Source organism: Sphingomonas corticis, from assembly GCF_012035195.1.
GTDB classification, from domain to species: Bacteria; Pseudomonadota; Alphaproteobacteria; order Sphingomonadales; family Sphingomonadaceae; genus Sphingomonas; species Sphingomonas corticis.
Map to the genome: position 1 here is coordinate 290,614 of NZ_JAAVJH010000003.1, position 16,019 is coordinate 306,632.

At 69.9% G+C, this 16,019-nt stretch carries 13 protein-coding genes; 6 read left to right on the forward strand and 7 right to left on the reverse strand.

The window, feature by feature from the left end; translation table 11 throughout:
• Nucleotides 1-54: 54 nt before the first annotated feature.
• The 6 genes from HBH26_RS06440 to HBH26_RS06465 all read left to right on the forward strand — a co-directional run bounded on the left by HBH26_RS06440 (nt 55) and on the right by HBH26_RS06465 (nt 7,886).
• Complete coding sequence (locus HBH26_RS06440) at nt 55-2,157, forward strand: TonB-dependent receptor (protein ID WP_168133767.1); 2,103 nt, start codon at nt 55-57, stop codon at nt 2,155-2,157.
• A 198-nt stretch (nt 2,158-2,355) separates the two neighbouring features.
• On the forward strand, nt 2,356-3,249 hold the full coding sequence (locus HBH26_RS06445) for a crotonase/enoyl-CoA hydratase family protein (RefSeq protein WP_168133768.1): 894 nt from the start codon (nt 2,356-2,358) through the stop codon (nt 3,247-3,249).
• Nucleotides 3,250-3,350: 101 nt separating this feature from the next.
• Entirely contained in the window at nt 3,351-4,010 is a 660-nt protein-coding gene (gene rpiA, locus HBH26_RS06450; RefSeq protein WP_168133769.1) for a ribose-5-phosphate isomerase RpiA, read from the forward strand.
• Between the two features lie 70 nt (nt 4,011-4,080).
• Nucleotides 4,081-6,153: a transketolase gene (gene tkt, locus HBH26_RS06455; protein ID WP_168133770.1), complete on the forward strand. Its 2,073-nt coding sequence runs from the start codon at nt 4,081-4,083 to the stop codon at nt 6,151-6,153.
• A 118-nt stretch (nt 6,154-6,271) separates the two neighbouring features.
• Nucleotides 6,272-7,366 carry a transaldolase gene (gene tal, locus HBH26_RS06460; RefSeq protein ID WP_168133771.1) on the forward strand — a complete coding sequence of 365 codons (1,095 nt, stop codon included), beginning with the start codon at nt 6,272-6,274 and terminating at the stop codon, nt 7,364-7,366.
• 226 nt (nt 7,367-7,592) lie between these two features.
• Entirely contained in the window at nt 7,593-7,886 is a 294-nt protein-coding gene (locus HBH26_RS06465) for a hypothetical protein (RefSeq protein ID WP_168133772.1), read from the forward strand.
• 30 nt (nt 7,887-7,916) lie between these two features.
• Here HBH26_RS06465 and wecB read toward each other — a convergent pair whose 3' ends face one another.
• The 7 genes from wecB to HBH26_RS06500 form a co-directional block, all read right to left on the reverse strand.
• The gene (gene wecB / locus HBH26_RS06470) at nt 7,917-9,074 is read right to left on the reverse strand and encodes a non-hydrolyzing UDP-N-acetylglucosamine 2-epimerase (RefSeq protein ID WP_168133773.1); all 1,158 of its coding nucleotides are present in this window, start codon (nt 9,072-9,074) and stop codon (nt 7,917-7,919) included.
• A 255-nt stretch (nt 9,075-9,329) separates the two neighbouring features.
• The gene (locus HBH26_RS06475) at nt 9,330-10,634 is read right to left on the reverse strand and encodes a UDP-glucose dehydrogenase family protein (RefSeq protein ID WP_168133774.1); all 1,305 of its coding nucleotides are present in this window, start codon (nt 10,632-10,634) and stop codon (nt 9,330-9,332) included.
• 63 nt (nt 10,635-10,697) lie between these two features.
• Nucleotides 10,698-11,984, reverse strand: coding sequence for a UDP-N-acetyl-D-mannosamine dehydrogenase (wecC, locus tag HBH26_RS06480; protein ID WP_168133775.1), 1,287 nt, complete (start codon nt 11,982-11,984; stop codon nt 10,698-10,700).
• A 315-nt stretch (nt 11,985-12,299) separates the two neighbouring features.
• Nucleotides 12,300-12,686, reverse strand: a complete 387-nt coding sequence (locus HBH26_RS06485; protein ID WP_168133776.1) for an acyl-CoA thioesterase — start codon at nt 12,684-12,686, stop codon at nt 12,300-12,302.
• A complete protein-coding gene (locus HBH26_RS06490) occupies nt 12,683-13,246 on the reverse strand; it encodes a VTT domain-containing protein (protein ID WP_168133777.1) in 564 nt (187 codons plus the stop codon). Before HBH26_RS06490 ends, HBH26_RS06485 begins: the two co-directional genes overlap by 4 nt.
• Nucleotides 13,243-13,743, reverse strand: a complete 501-nt coding sequence (locus tag HBH26_RS06495) for a hypothetical protein (RefSeq protein ID WP_168133778.1) — start codon at nt 13,741-13,743, stop codon at nt 13,243-13,245. The genes HBH26_RS06490 and HBH26_RS06495 overlap by 4 nt, the downstream gene beginning before the upstream one ends.
• A 145-nt stretch (nt 13,744-13,888) precedes the next feature.
• Entirely contained in the window at nt 13,889-15,943 is a 2,055-nt protein-coding gene (locus tag HBH26_RS06500) for a S9 family peptidase (protein ID WP_168133779.1), read from the reverse strand.
• Nucleotides 15,944-16,019: the final 76 nt, after the last annotated feature.

Sequence of the window (16,019 nt, forward strand, 5' to 3'; positions counted from 1 at the left end):
ACAATTACAGTTGTAATCGTCAGTCGAATCAGGGGATTGCCGATGTCTGTTCGCGTGGAGCGCCGTTCGCGGCGGGGGGCGGCGTGCGCCGTGTTGCTGGTCGCGATGCCCGCGCCGGCGGCTGCGCAGACCGCGGGCGCGCCGGTCAGCAATCCGGCGCCGGAAGGGCCGCAACCCGCCGGGCAGCCTGATCGCGTGACCGGGCGGCGCAGCTACGACGCGGCGTGGTTCGCGCCCTTCGCCCCCGCCACCGCGCTGCAGATGGTGCAGCGCGTGCCCGGCTTCACGATCGAGCGGATCGACGAGGGCGTGCGCGGCTTCGCGCAGGCGGCGGGCAACGTCGTCGTCAACGGGCAGCGCCCGGCGGCGAAGAGCGACGACGTGGAGACCATCCTCTCCCGCATTCCCGCCAGCCGCGTGCTGCGGATCGAGATCGGCACCGGCGAGCAGTTCGGCGCGGAGTTCGCCGCCAAGCCGCAGGTGCTGAACGTGGTGACGACGCAGGCGGGCGGCATGGCCTCCACGCTGGAAGGCGCGTACCGCCGCAGCTTCAACGGCGAGATCCTGCCGCAGGGGCGCGCCTCCACCCTGGTGAAGCGCGGGCGATCCACCTTCAACCTGGCGCTGAACGTGGACAACGAGACCAGCGACGAGGAAGGGTTCGATCGGGTCACCGCGCTGCCCACCGGGGTGGAGACCGAGTTCCGCCGCAAGCACAACAATATCCGCGATCCGCTGGCGACGCTGTCCGGATCGTGGGCGTTCGACGACGGCGCGAACCGCACCGCGCACCTGAACGGCCGCCTGGCCCGCGGGCGCTATGCGCTGACGCAGGAGAACGACGTGACGCGGCCGGGAGGGTTCGCGCGCGAAGATGCGCTGACGCAGCGTCGCACGCTGACGGAGTTCGAGATCGGCGGCGACGTGACCCGGCCGTTCGCGGGGGGCGGGCTGAAGGCGATCGCGCTGGTGACGCGTCGCGACCGCGACGGGCAGGACCGCTCGCTGTTCGACCTGGCCGCGCCGACCGGGTTCGACCAATCCTATACCGAGCGGCTGGAGGAGACGCTGGGACGCGTCGTCTACAATCGCGCCGACCTGTCGGGGTTCAACGTGGAGGCGGGGGCGGAGGGCGTCGTCAACCGGCTGGTCAGCCGCAACGACCTGTTCTCGCTGGCGGCGGGCGGCGGGCGGACGCGGATCGACCTGCCGGTGGACGACGCGACGGTGAAGGAACTGCGCGGCGAGGCGTTCGTCAACGTCGGCCGCGCGCTGTCGCCCCAGCTGCGGCTGGACGGCGGGCTGACCTTCGAGGCCTCGCGGCTGACGGTGACGGGCGACGTCGATGCGGCGCGTACCCTGTCGTTCCTGAAACCGCGCGTGGTGCTGGACTGGCGGCCGAGCGCGAAATGGCACGCGCAGCTGGTGGTGCAGCGCACCGTTGCGCAATTGCAGTTCAGCGACTTCATTTCCACTGCGGAGCTGGGGACCGAGCGGGTGAACGGCGGCAACGCCGCGCTGGTGCCGCAGCGCAGCTGGGAGACGCTGGCGACGCTGGAGCATCCGATCCTGGGCGACGGCGTGGTCCGCGTGGAGGCAGGGTTCAACCGGGTCGAGAAGGTGCAGGACCGCGTACCGACGCCCGAGGGGTTCGACGCGCCGGGCAACCTGGGCGACGGTAGGGTCTACATCCTGCGCACCCGCGTCGAGGCGCCGCTGAAGCAGGTGGGGATCAGGGGCGGGCGGCTGACGCTGTACGGCTCGCTGGTGCCGACCAGCGTGCGCGACCCCTATACCGGGCGGCTGCGGCCGTTCAGCGGCAATTCGCTGTTCTACGGCGAGGCGAGCTTCCGCCAGGACCTGGGCAAGTTCGCCTGGGGCTTCGGCGTGGAGCAGGGGACGCACAGCATCAGCTATCGCCGCGAGGAGGAGGACGAGCGCTGGAGCGACCTGTACGCCACCGCCTTCGCCGAGTGGCGGCCGGACGCGCGCACGACGCTGCGCCTCGAGCTGGACAATGCGCTGGATTCGCAAGCGTACGCGGATCGCCGCTTCTTCACGCCCGACCGCCGCACGCCCGCGCCCGACGAGCGCGAGGAGCGCGTGCGCAACCGCCACGTCCTGCCGGTGGTGAGTTTCCGGCGGACGTTCGGCTAGGAATTCATCCTCCCCGGCACGGGGCGGGGGGACCAGCCGCAGGCTGGTGGAGGGGGTGGGCGGCAGGCGGTGCGCTTCGTGGCGCTCCCCCTCCACCACGAAGCTTCGCGTCGCGGTCCCCCCTCCGCGTGCCGGGGAGGATAGCCTTGCCACTGCTGCCATAAGTCATGTTATGCTCGGCTGCGAGGGAGAGCAGGCATGAACTACGAGCAGATCGACTATTCCGTCGCGGACGGCATCGCCACCATCACGCTGAACCGGCCCGAGAAGCTGAACGCCTTCACCGGCGTCATGATGGCGGAGATGATCGACGCGTTCGACCGGATCGACGCCGACGACGCGGTGCGCTGCGTGATCGTGACGGGGGCGGGGCGGGCGTTCTGCGCCGGGGCGGACCTGTCCGCGGGAGCGAAGACCTTCGACTACGACCAGCGCACCGACCGGCCCGAGAAGGGCGGCGGCGCGAAGACGCTGACCTATGACATGGAGGAGGCGCGCGACGGGGGCGGGCGGCTGACGCTGCGCATCTTCCGGTGCCTGAAGCCGGTGATCGCGGCGGTGAACGGCGCGGCGGTGGGCGTGGGATCGACGATGCAGCTGCCGATGGACATCCGCCTGGCCAGCGAGAGCGCGCGCTTCGGCTTCGTCTTCGCGCGCCGCGGGATCGTGCCGGAGGCGGCGTCGAGCTACTTCCTGCCGCGGGTCGTCGGCATCAGCCAGGCGCTGGAATGGTGCTATTCGGGGCGGGTGTTCGATGCGCAGGAGGCGCTGAAGGGCGGGCTGGTGAAGGAAGTGGTGTCCGCCGACCGACTGCTGGCGCGCGCCAACGAACTGGCGCGCGAGATCGCGGACAACACCGCGCCGGTCTCCGTCGCGTTGACGCGGGCGATGCTGTGGCGTGGCCTCGGCTATTCCAGCCCGATGGACGCGCACAAGGTGGACAGCCGCGCGATCCTGTCGCGCGGGCGATCGGGCGACGCGAAGGAGGGCGTGACCTCGTTCCTGGAGAAGCGCCAGCCGGTGTATCCCGACCGGGTGAGCGGCGACATGCCCGACTTCTTCCCGTGGTGGGAGGAGGAGCGGTACGCGTAGCATCGTCATGCCGGGCTCGTCCGGCGTCCAGGGCGGACAGGCGTCGGCGCTCGGGGCCGGGCCTGCGGAACACGGCCGGGGTGACGGACGGTTGTAGGCGGATGGACGACGACAAGAGACTGGCCGCGGAGGCGGCGCTGGCTGAGGTGCGCGACGGGATGCTCGTCGGGCTGGGCACCGGCTCCACCGTCGCCTTCCTGATCGCGGCGCTGGCGGCGCGCGCGCCGCGGGTCGACTATGTCGCCACCAGCGAGGCGAGCGCGGCGGCGGCGCGCGCCGGCGGGCTGGCGGTGCGCGACATGGGCGAGGTGGCGCGCGTGGACCTGACCATCGACGGCGCGGACGAGGTGGACGCGCGGCTGTACGCCATCAAGGGCGCGGGCGGGGCGATGCTGCGCGAGAAGGTGGTCGCCGCCGCCAGCGATCGGATGGTGGTGATCGCCGACGGATCGAAGCGGGTGCGCGCGATCGGCGCGGCGAAGCTGCCGGTGGAGGTGCTGCCGTTCGCGCGTGCCTTCGTCGCGGCGCGGCTGGCGGGGCTGGGCGCGCAGGTCGAAGCGCGCAAGACGTTGACCGACAACGGCAACCTGATCCTCGACGCGCGGTTCGCCGCGATCGCCGACCCGCAGGCGCTGGCGGCGGCGATCGACGCCATCCCCGGCGCGCTCGGCCACGGGCTGTTCCTCGACGAGGTGGATGCCGCCTATGTCGCCGCGGACGGCATCGTTACGCGGCTGGAACGCGACGGAGCGAGCGGTTAAGGGGGCGCGAATCCGCAACCCGGGCGACCGGCACGCGTTCGACCGCCAACCCCCGTCACGAAGGCGACCCATGACCGACACCGTTCACGAGGACGGCAGCGCGCAGCGGCTGCAGATCGACACCATCCGCACGCTCAGCATGGATGCGGTGCAGAAGGCCAATTCGGGCCATCCGGGCACGCCGATGGCGCTGGCGCCCGTGGGCTGGACGCTGTGGTCGAAGTTCCTGCGCTACGACCCCGGCGCGCCGCAATGGCCCAACCGCGACCGCTTCGTGCTGTCGGTCGGCCACGCGTCGATGCTGCTCTACTCGCTGCTGTACCTGGCCGGTGTCGAGGAAGTGGACGGCGACGGCAAGAAGACCGGGCAGCCGGCGGTGTCGCTGGACGACATCCGCCAGTTCCGCCAGCTGTCGAGCAAGACGCCGGGCCATCCCGAATACCGCCACACCACCGGCGTCGAGACGACCACCGGGCCGCTGGGCGCGGGCTGCGGCAATTCGGTGGGCATGGCGATCGCGGAGCGCTGGTTCGCGGCGCGCTACAACAGGCCCGGCTTCGCGCTGTTCGACCACGACGTCTACGCGCTCGCCGGCGACGGCGACATGATGGAGGGCGTCAGCGCCGAGGCGGCGAGCCTGGCCGGCCACCTGAAGCTCAGCAACCTGTGCTGGATCTACGACAGCAACCACATCTCGATCGAGGGGGGCACCGACCTCGCCTTCGACGAGGACGTGGGGAAGCGGTTCGAGGCGTATGGCTGGCGCGTGCTGCACGTCAACGACGCCAACGACGTGGCCGAGCTGACCGACGCGTTGCAGACGTTCCGCGACACCGACGACCGGCCCACCTTCATCGTCGTCCACTCGGTGATCGGCTGGGGTTCGCCGCGGGCCGGCACGGAGAAGGCGCACGGCGAGCCGCTGGGCGCGGAGAACGTGGCGAAGACCAAGGAAGCGTACGGCTGGCCGACGGAGCCCGACTTCTACGTGCCCGACGGCGTGCGCGAGGGGTTCGAGGGCGCGGTGCGCGGCCGCGGCGCGAAGGCGCGCGAGGACTGGGAAGCGCTGTTCGCGCGCTATCGCGAGCAGTTCCCGGCCGAGGCGGCGGAGCTGGACCATATCTTCGCCGACACGCTGCCGGACGGGTGGGACAGCGAGATCCCGACCTTCGACGCGGACGAGAAGGGCGTCGCCAGCCGCGACGCGGGCGGCAAGGTGCTGAACGCGATCGCAGGCAAGGTGCCGTGGCTGCTCGGCGGATCGGCGGACCTCGCGCCGTCGACCAAGACGGACATCAAGGGCGCGCCCTCGTTTGAGGCGGGGAATTACGGCGGCACGAACTTCCACTTCGGCGTGCGCGAGCATGGCATGGGCGCGGTGGTGAACGGCATGTCGCTCAGCCACCTGCGCGCGTACGGCTCCACCTTCCTCGTCTTCCTCGACTATATGCGCGCGCCGGTGCGGCTGGCCGCGATCATGGAAATCGGGTCGGTGTTCGTCTTCACGCACGACTCGATCGGCGTGGGCGAGGACGGGCCGACGCACCAGCCGATCGAGCATCTGGCGACGATGCGCGCGATCCCCGGGCTGGACACCATCCGCCCCTGCGACGCCAACGAGGTGGCGGCGGCGTGGCGCGCGGTGATGACGACCGGTGACACGCCCGCGGCGCTGGTGCTGTCGCGTCAGGCGCTGCCGACGCTGGACCGCACGAAATACGCGAGCGCGGACGGGCTGGCGAAGGGCGGCTACGTGCTGGCCGATTCGGATGGAACGCCCGACGTGATCCTGATCGCCACCGGATCCGAGGTGTCGCTGGCGGTGCAGGCATACGAGCAGCTGAAGGCGGACGGCGTTGCGGCGCGCGTCGTCTCCATGCCGAGCTGGTATCGCTACGAATTGCAGGACGACGGCTACAAGGAGAGCGTGCTGCCCAAGGCGGTGAAGGCGCGCGTCGCGATCGAGATGGCGGGCGAGATCGGCTGGGATCGCTACACCGGCTACGAGGGGCGGATCATCGCCATGTCCACCTTCGGCGCGTCGGCACCGATCGACAAGCTGCGCGACAAGTTCGGCTTCACCGTGGAGAACGTGGTGAAGGTGGCGAAAGAGGTGATCCACACCACATCCCGTCCGTCCTGAGGAGAGGCTGAGCGCAGTCGAAGGCTCGTCTCGAAGGACATGTGCTTCGAGACGGCGTTTCGACTTCGCTCAACGCCTCCTCAGCACGAACGGTGGACGCGACGAAGGAGTGACGAAGGTGAGCAAGCTCAAGGACCTCGGCGCGGCGGGCACGGCCCCGTGGCTGGATTTCGTCGACCGCAAGTTCCTCGCAGAGGGCGGCCTGCAGACGCTGGTCGACGAGGACGGGCTGACCGGCGTCACGTCCAATCCGACCATCTTCGAGAAGGCGATGGGCGCGCAGGACGTCTATGCCGAGGGTTTCGCCGACTATGACGCGGCGAACCCCGGTGCGGAGCCGATGGCGCGCTACGAGAGCCAGGCGGTGAAGGACATCCAGGCGGCGTGCGACACGCTGCGCCCGGTCTACGACCGGCTGGAGGCGAAGGACGGCTATGTCAGCCTGGAAGTCTCGCCCTATCTCGCGCTGAAGGGGCCGGAAACCGCCGAGGAGGCGGAGCGGCTGTGGAAGGCGGTGGACCGGCCCAACCTGATGATCAAGATCCCCGGCACCGACGACGGCGTGCGCGCGATTCGCGACACGATCGCCAAGGGGATCAACGTCAACGTCACGCTGCTGTTCGGCCAGCAGGCGTATCAGGCGGTCGCGATCGCCCATGCCGAGGGGCTGGAGGAGCGCGTTTCCAAGGGGCTGCCGATCGAGCGGATCGCGAGCGTCGCCAGCTTCTTCGTCAGCCGGATCGATTCGAAGATCGACGAGAAGATCGATGCCGGTGTCGGCGGCGAGGAGGCCAAGGCGCTGAAGGGCAAGGTGGCGATCGCCAATGCGAAGCTCGCCTATGCCTGGTGGCAGGAGTTCGTGGCGTCGGAGCGCTGGCAGAAGCTGGCGGCGAAGGGCGCGCAGCCGCAGCGGCTGCTGTGGGCGTCCACCGGCGTCAAGAACCCGGACTATCCCGACACGCTGTACGTCGACACGCTGATCGGGCCGGAGACGGTGAACACGATGCCGCCCAAGACCATGGACGCGTTCCGCGACCATGGCACGGTGGCGCAGACGCTGACCGCGGACGTGGACGAGGCGCGGCGAGTGCTGGCGGAGACCGAGCGGCTGGGGCTGGACCTGGACGGCGTGACCAAGGGGTTGGTGGACGAGGGCGTGGCGAGCTTCGTGAAGTCGTTCGACGACCTGCTGGCGACGATCGGGAAGAAGTAGCGCTTCCCTTCTCCGGCGGGCTATCGTGCGCGACAACGGCCTGCTCGCGTCGTCACTCCGGGCCTGTCCCGGGGTTCATCATACCGCTTACTCTTCCGCGGGAGGGTCTTGCGGAGCGGTGGATGCCGGGGACGAGCCCGGCATGACGGGGCAGTAGAGCGTCATGGCGGCTTTCGCCCACTTTCCGACATAGCGCGACCTGCTACGATGTCTCGCAGGAGGCTACGTGACGATCTACCAGCGGTTCCGAATTTGGGTCGATGAGGTTCAGTCGGGAAGTCTCTACGCGGGCAAGCTGCTGTATGCCGCTGGCGCACTTCCGCTGTTCGCCACTCCGATTTTTGGCGATTGGTGGCGTATTCCGGGGGTCGTCCTCGCGGATGCGTGGATGGTCTTCTTGCTTAGGAGGCTTTGGCTGATGGCGAAAACTGGCCTGATCGCCAGTGACGTTCCGCAGGGCCGCTTAGTAGATAAGGTCGTGAACCGGCCTTCCGACGAAATGACGAAGAACGGCAGCTAACCACCACTTCCCGCCGTTCAGCGCCTCACCTTACACCGCCGCCCGCACCGTCTCGCGCCCCGCGCCCCACGTCGCCAGCGCCTCGACGATCCGCGGCACCGCCTTGCCGTCGCCGTAGGGATTGTGCACCGCCGCCATCGCGGCGCGCGCGGTCTCGTCGGTGAGGAGGCGGGTGGCCTCGGCGACGATCGCCTCCACGTCCGTGCCGACCAGCCGCACCGTGCCGGCGTCCACCGCCTCCGGCCGCTCGGTCGTGTCGCGCAGGACGAGGACGGGCTTGCCGAGCGAGGGCGCCTCCTCCTGCACGCCGCCGCTGTCGGTCAGCACCAGCGTCGCGGCGTCGAGCATCGCCACGAAGGGGAGGTAGTCGAGCGGGGCGATCAGCTTCACGTTGGCGCGGCCGGACAGGAGGCGGCGGACGGGTTCCTGTACCTGCGGATTGAGGTGGACGGGGTAGACGAAGTCGCAGTCGGCGAAGCGATCGGCCAGGCGGGCGAGCGCGGTGCAGATCCGCTCGAACCCGCCGCCGAAATTCTCGCGGCGGTGGCCGGTTACGAGCACCAGCCGGCGGCCGGGGGCGGGCAGGGGAAGGGTGTGCGTCACTTCCGCGTGAAGGTTGCGGTCGGTGCGCAGCCGGGCGACGACCGCCAGCAGCGCGTCGATCACGGTGTTGCCGGTGACGTGGACCGTGGCAGGATCGATGTTCTCGCGCCACAGATTGCCCGCGGCGCGCGGCGTCGGCGCGAAGTGGAGCGCGGCGACGCCGCCCGTCAGGCGGCGGTTCGCCTCCTCCGGCCAGGGCGAATAGAGGTCGCCGGTGCGCAGGCCCGCCTCGACGTGCGCGACGGGGATGCGGTGCCAATGGGCGCAGAGGCTGGCGGCGAGCGTGGTCAGCGTATCGCCGTGGACGAGGACGATGTCGGGCCGGTCGCGCGCGAACACGCCGGCGAGGCCGGAGAGGATCGCCGTCGCGGTGCCGGTCAGGTCCTGTCCGGGGCGCATGACGGCCAGGTCGTGGTCGGCGGTGAGCGCGAAGAGGCGCAGGACCTGGTCGAGCATTTCGCGATGCTGCCCCGTCACGCACACGCGCGCATCGAAACGCGCGTCGGCGGCGAGCGCGAGGGCGAGCGGCGCCATCTTGATCGCCTCCGGCCGCGTGCCGAAGACCGTCATCGCGCGGATTGCCATGCCCCGTCCCCCTTGACCTGGATCAGGTCATAGCCGGGAAAGGTGGACAAGGGGTTTCAAACCCCCTTCCGTTCGTCCTGAGGAGAGGCTGAGCGAAGTCGAAGCCTCGTCTCGAAGGATGCTCAGGTCGGACCGTCCGTCGGACGATCCTGATTATGCCGGGGCATATTCACCTGAGCATGGGCTTCGAGACGGCATTTCGACAGGCTCAATGCCTCCTCAGCACGAACCGAGGAGGGGTTGGGGAGGCGCCCGTCAGCGCCCGATCGACGTGTAGCGGAAGCCGGCGCGCTCGGCGTCGGCGGGCGCGTAGACGTTGCGCAGGTCGACCATCGCCTTGCCGGTCATTGCGGCGGCGAGGCGGCGCAGGTCGAGGCCGCGGAACTCGTTCCACTCGGTGACGATCGTGACGGCGTCGGCACCGGTCGCGGCGTCATAGGCGTCGCGGCAGTAGGTGATGCCGGGCATCTCCTTCTTCGCCGCCTCCATCCCCTCGGGATCGAAGGCGCGCACGGTGACGCCGGCGTCGAGCAAAGTCTGCACGATCGACAGGCTGGGCGCGTCGCGCATGTCGTCGGTGTCGGGCTTGAAGGTGAGGCCGAGGACGGCGACGGTCTGTCCCTTCGGCTCGCCGTCGAGGGCGTGCAGCACCTTGCGCCCCATCGCGCGCTTGCGCGTGTCGTTCACCGCCACCACCGCCTCGACGATGCGCGAGGGGGTGTCGTAATCCTCCGCGGTCTTCAGCAGCGCGAGCGTGTCCTTGGGGAAGCAGGAACCGCCGTAGCCCGGGCCGGCGTGGAGGAACTTGCGGCCGATCCGGTTGTCGAGGCCGATGCCGCGGCTGACGTCCTTCACGTCGGCGCCCACCGCCTCGCACAGGTCCGCGATCTCGTTGATGAAGGTGATCTTCGTCGCGAGGAAGGCGTTGGCGGCGTATTTGATGAGTTCCGACGTGCGGCGCCCGGTGAACAGGATCGGGTTCTCGTTGAGGTAGAGCGGACGGTAGATCTCCTGCATCACGCCCTTGGCGCGCGGGTCCTCGGTGCCGATCACGACGCGGTCGGGCCGCTTGAAGTCGCCGATCGCGGCGCCCTCGCGCAGGAACTCGGGATTGGAGACGACCGCGACCGCGTCCGCGGCATGGCCCGCGTCGCGCAGGATCGCCTCCACCTTGTCGCCGGTGCCGACGGGCACGGTGGACTTGGTGACGACCACGGTGGGGCCGTCGATCGCTTCCGCGATCTCCTGCGTGGCGGCGAAGACGTAGGAGAGGTCGGCGTGGCCGTCGCCGCGGCGCGAGGGCGTGCCGACGGCGATGAAGATCGCGTCGGCGCCCGCGACCGCGCTCTTGAGGTCGGTGGTGAAGGTGAGCCGGCCCGCCTTCACGTTGTCGGCGACCAGCGTGTCGAGGCCGGGCTCGTAGATCGGCATCCGCCCCGCTTCGAGCGCGTCGATCTTGCCCTGGTCCTTGTCGACGCACACCACGTCGTGGCCGAAGTCGGAGAAGCAGGCTCCCGACACCAGGCCGACATAGCCCGAGCCGATCATCGTGATCTTCATGCGTTATCCTTGGCTGGATGCCCCGTTTCCCCGCGTCTTAGAAGGCGCGGCGGACAGGGGCAACTAGCTGGCGAGGCGGAGCGGCGCCGGCGCGGGCGCGCGCGGCTGGTCCGGCCAGATGCCGCGGGTGTCGTACACGCGCTTGCCCGCGCGCTCGTCCAGCGGGACGGAGCGGAACAGGTCGTGGTCGACCAGGACGATCATGGTCGCGCAGGTCTCGATCGCAGTGTCGAGGTCGGTCAGCGTCGCGCCGGTGCCGTCGAAGGCGGACGGGAGCGCGGCGGCATAGGGTTCGACCACGCGGATGCGATCGCCGAAGCGTCGCGCCAGGGCGGCGGCGACCTTCAGCGCGGGGCTCTCGCGGAAGTCGTCGATGTTCGCCTTGAACGCGAGGCCGAGGCAGGCGACGGGGCCGCGCGTCGCCTCGATCAGCGCCGACGCTTGCGCGACCACGTGGTCGCTCTTCGCGTCGTTCACTTCGCGCGCGGTACGGATCAGCGGCGTGTTCGCCGGGTCGCCGTGGACGAGGAACCAGGGATCGACCGCGATGCAATGCCCGCCGACGCCGGGCCCCGGCTGGAGGATGTTGACGCGCGGGTGGCGGTTGGCGAGGCGAATGACCTCCCACACATCGACGCCCAGCGTGTCGGCCACGCGGCTCAATTCGTTGGCGAAGGCGATGTTGACGTCGCGGAAGGCGTTCTCGGTCAGCTTCGTCATCTCCGCCGCGTGGGCAGTGGTGGTGACGCAGGCGCCGCGCACGAAGCGGCGGTAGAAATGCAGCGCCTTGCGCGCGCAGCGCGGGGTGATGCCGCCGATGACGCGGTCGTTGTCGATCAGTTCGACGAGGATGCGGCCGGGGAGGACCCGCTCGGGGCAGTAGGCGATGGCCACGTCGGCGCCCTCGCTGCCGGGCAGCCTCAGGTCGGGACGCAGCTGCGCCAGGAAATCGCGCACCTTCTCCGTCGTGCCGACGGGGGACGTGGATTCGAGGATGACCGTGTCGCCCGGTTTCAGCACGGTGGCGACCGTGGTGGCGGCCTTCAGCACGTAGCCGATGTCGGGCGCGTGGTCGGCGTCGAAGGGGGTGGGGACGGCGATGACGAAGACGTCGGCGGGGGCGATCTGGGTCGAGGCGGTCAGCTTCCCGCGCGCGACCACGCCGGAGACGAGGCCGTCGAGGTCCACCTCCTCGATATGGACGCGGCCGGAATTGACTGTCTCGACCACCTGGGGCGACACGTCGACGCCCAGCACCCTCGCCCCGGTACGTGCGATGACGGCGGCGGTGGGCAGGCCGATGTAGCCGAGGCCGAGGACGCAGACTGTCAGTTCGGTGTCGTCGCGCAACGTGGTCGCTCCCTTTGCGCGGGGCGGTGTGCGCGGGGAGGGGTTGAGATTGGGTTCACGCGAAGGCGCGAAGGCGAGGAAGGAAGGGCTGGTTCGCGCAGAAGCGCGGAGGCGCAGAGAGGTAGAGAGTTCACGCGGGGGCGCGGAGATTGTTTCCTGCGACTTCGTCTCGCGTCAGCGAGACAGGGTCATGTGCGGCTTGCCTGTTGTTGAGCCGCCGATGGCGGCTCGGGAGCTTGCGGCTGGCGATGGTCCTCCGCGTCTCCGCGTCTCTGCGCGAACAACACCCTTCTTCTTCGTGTCTTCGCGTGAACCCTACCGCAGGAACGGCGCGGCGATCTCCGGTCGCACGCGCATCAGGCGGCCGGTGGCGCGGTCGAGCATGGCCCAGGTGGTGATGCCCTCCACCAGCACGCGGCCCTGCTTCACGAAGCGGAAGTGGCGGTCGAAGCGGGCGCCGCGGGGGGCCTCGGGCACCCAGGTCTCGCCCGTCACGGTCTCGCCTTCGGCCAGGTTGCCGCGATAGTCGATGGCGTGGCGCGTCACGACCCACACGAAGGCGTCGCGATGCTCGTCCGGCGCGACCGCGTGCCAGTGCGCGACGGAGAGGTCCTGGATCCAGCGCACCCACACCGCATTGTTGACGTGGCCGAGCTCGTCGATGTCCGCGGGCGCGGCGGTGAAGGCTTGCGAGAAGGTCATGATCGGCGCCCCTGATACCAGCGCCATGCGCCGAAGAGCACCCCCGCCGCCAGCAGCCCGCCGACCAGCCACCACAATCGGGCGTCGTGGCGCAGCCGGCCCATCACCTCCTCGAACGCCTCGCCGAAGAGGTAGCCGATCGAGGTGAACAGCACGCCCCATGTGGCCGCCGAGGCGAAATTGACCGCGGCGTAGAGGCGGAGCGGCACCTGCGTGGTGCCGATCGCGATCGGGCTGACGGTGCGCAGCCCCCACAGGAAGCGGAAGGCGAAGATGAAGCCGATCGGGCGCCGCTCCACCAGCGCGACGGCCCGCTGGAAGGCGGGTCGCGCGCGGATCTTCACCACCCAGCGGTGGTCGCGGAAGCGGCGGCCGAAGGCGAACCAGCCCTGGTCGGCGAGGAACGAGCCGAGCGCGGCGGCGAGCATCGCGCCGGGCAGCGAGATCAGCCCCTGGTGCGCGAGGAGACCGCCCGCGGTCACCGCCGCCTCGCCCTCCAGCGCGGCACCGGCGAACACCGCGGCGACGCCCCAGCGCGCGACGAGGGCCTCGATCGTCACTTGCCGCAGAGCTTTCCGGTGTCGCGGCAGAAGGCGGCGAGCGTATCCTTCTTGAGGTCGACCTCGCCGAGGGCCGACAGCGCCTCCGCCATCACCGGGGGCTGGAGCGCGCGCAGGCGGCGCTGCTCGGGACTTTCCAGCTGCGTCACCAGCACGCGCAGCTCGGGCACGGAGAAGCGCCGGGCATAGGCGCGGCCGAAGGCGGTCTCGATCCGCGCGACCCCCGCCTTGAACGTGGCGTCCGCGGTGGCGCGCAGCCGCTGCTTCTCCGCGGCGGACAGTTCCGGATGGTCGGCGACCAGCGCGTCGGTGTCCTTCTTCGCCACCAGCGGGAGGAGCGCCATGATCGAGCCGGCGCGCGCGACGCGGACCGCCAGTGCCTCCGCCTCCGCGGACGGGGCGGCGCCGATCGCGGTGGTGGGGCGAGGGAGCTGAGTCTGTGCCGCGGCGGGCGCGGTGGGGGCGGCTTGGGGGAGGAGGAGGAGGGCGATCAGCATGATGCGGCGTTCCTTGCCATCGTCAACGCGGACGTGACCTGAGGGGCCGGTGTCCACGGTGCCGCATTGCCGGACGACGCGGAGGTGCGGCACGGTGGATGCCGGGACAGGCCCGGCACGACCGAGAAGGGGGGATTGCGGACCCTCACTCCTCCACGCCCAGTTGCCACAGGACGAAGGCGTGTTCCTCCGCCGCCTCGCGCAAGGACTCGAACCGGCCGGACTTGCCGCCGTGCCCGGCGCCCATGTTGGTCTTGAGCAGCAGGACGTTGTCGTCGGTCTTCGTCGCGCGCAGCTTCGCCGCCCATTTGGCGGGTTCCCAATAGGTGACGCGCGGATCGTTGAGGCCGCCGGAGATGAACAGCGGCGGATAATCCTGCGCACGCACGTTGTCGTAGGGGCTGTAGCCGCGAATCAGGTCGAAGGCCGCCTTGTCCTCGATCGGATTGCCCCATTCGGGCCACTCGCCCGGCGTCAGCGGCAGCGTCTCGTCCAGCATGGTGTTGAGCACGTCGACGAAGGGCACGTCGGCGATGACCGCCCCCCACAGCGCGGGATCGGAATTGACCACCGCCCCCATCAGCTCGCCGCCGGCGGAGCGACCGGCGATGGCGATCCTGCCTTCCGCGGTCCAGCCGTCCGCCACCAGCGCCCGCGCCACGTCGACGAAGTCGTTGAAGGTGTTCTGTCGCTTCGCGAGCTTGCCGTCGTGGTACCATTGCTGCCCAAGGTCGTCGCCGCCGCGGATGTGCGCGATGGCATAGGCGAAGCCGCGGTCGAGCAGGCTGAGGCGGCCGGTGGAGAAGCCCGGCGGGATGGCGTGGCCGTAGGCGCCGTAGGCGTAGAGGAACAACGGGCGCGAGCCGTCGCGTGGGAAGCCGTTCGGGTACACGATGGAGACGGGGATCATCGTGCCGTCGCGCGCGGCGATCTTCAGCCGCTGCGTCTCGTACTTGCCCGCGTCGTAGCCGGACGGGATCTCCTGCACCTTCAGCACGGTCAGCTCGCCGGTCGCCACGTCGTAGTCGTAGACGGTGCCGGGCGTGACCATCGATTCGTAGCCGAGGCGGACCACCCGCTGGTCGTATTCCGGATTGTCGCCGGTGCCCGCGGCGTAGCTGGCCTCCGGAAAGGCGATCCGCTTCGGTTCGCCGCCGGCGTAGGAATGGATCTCGATCTGGTCGAGCCCGTCCTCGCGCCCCTCCACGACGAAGAAGTCGGCGAAGCAGTCGACGCCGGTCATGTAGAAATGCGGGCTCGGCGCGATCCGCTCGGTCCACTCGCCCGGCGCCGCGATCGGCGCGGTGACGAGGCGCCACATCGGGTCGGTGTCGTTGGTGTGGATGAACAAGGTGTCGCCGTGCGTGTCGACGTCATATTCCCGGCCCGGCTGGCGGGGCGCGACGAGGATGGGGTCGGCGAGCGGATCGCCCGCGGGATAGAGGCGGATCTCGCTGGTCACGTGGTCGCCGGTGCCGATCACGATCCAGCGGCGGTCGCTCGTCTCGCCCACGGCGACGCGATAGCCTTCGTCGTCCTCGTGATAGATCTCCACATCCCCGGCGGGATCGGTGCCGAGGCGGTGAAAGCGCGCGTTGTCCGTCCGCCACTCCTTGTTGGCGAGGCCGTAGAGGAAGCCGGCATCGTCGGCGGTCCACACGATGTCGCTCAGCATCCCCGGGATCACGTCGGGGAGGTGATCGCCGGTGGCGAGGTCCTTCACGCGGATGGTGAACCGCTCGGAGCCATTGTCGTCGATGGCGTAGGCGAGCTTCATGCCGTCGTTCGAGATGGCGAAGGCGCCGAGACGGAAATATTCCTTGCCCGCAGCCAGCGCCGGTTCGTCCAGCAGCAGTTCGTCGTCGCCCCCGGCGACCGGGCGGCGCCACCATTTGCGATATTCGCCGCCGGTCTCGTAGGCGGTCCAGTACAGCCAGTCGCCGTCCTTCTGCGGGACGGTGCTCTCGTCCTCCTTGATGCGTGCCTTCATCTCCTCGTAGAGTCGGTCGACCAGCGCGCGGCGAGGCGCCATCTGCGCCTCGAACCAGGCGTTCTCCGCTTCGAGATAGGCGAGCACGTCCTTGTCCTGGACGTCGGGATAGTTCGGATCCTTCAGCCACGCCCAGGGATCGTCGATCGTGACGCCGTGGCGAGTAAAGGAATGCGGGCGGGTGGCGGCGATGGGCGGCGTTGCTGTCATGCGCCTCCTCTAGCGCGTCGTTCCGGGCTTGTCCCGCGGTCCACGGCGGCGCACATCGCGCGGATGGCGATCGGCG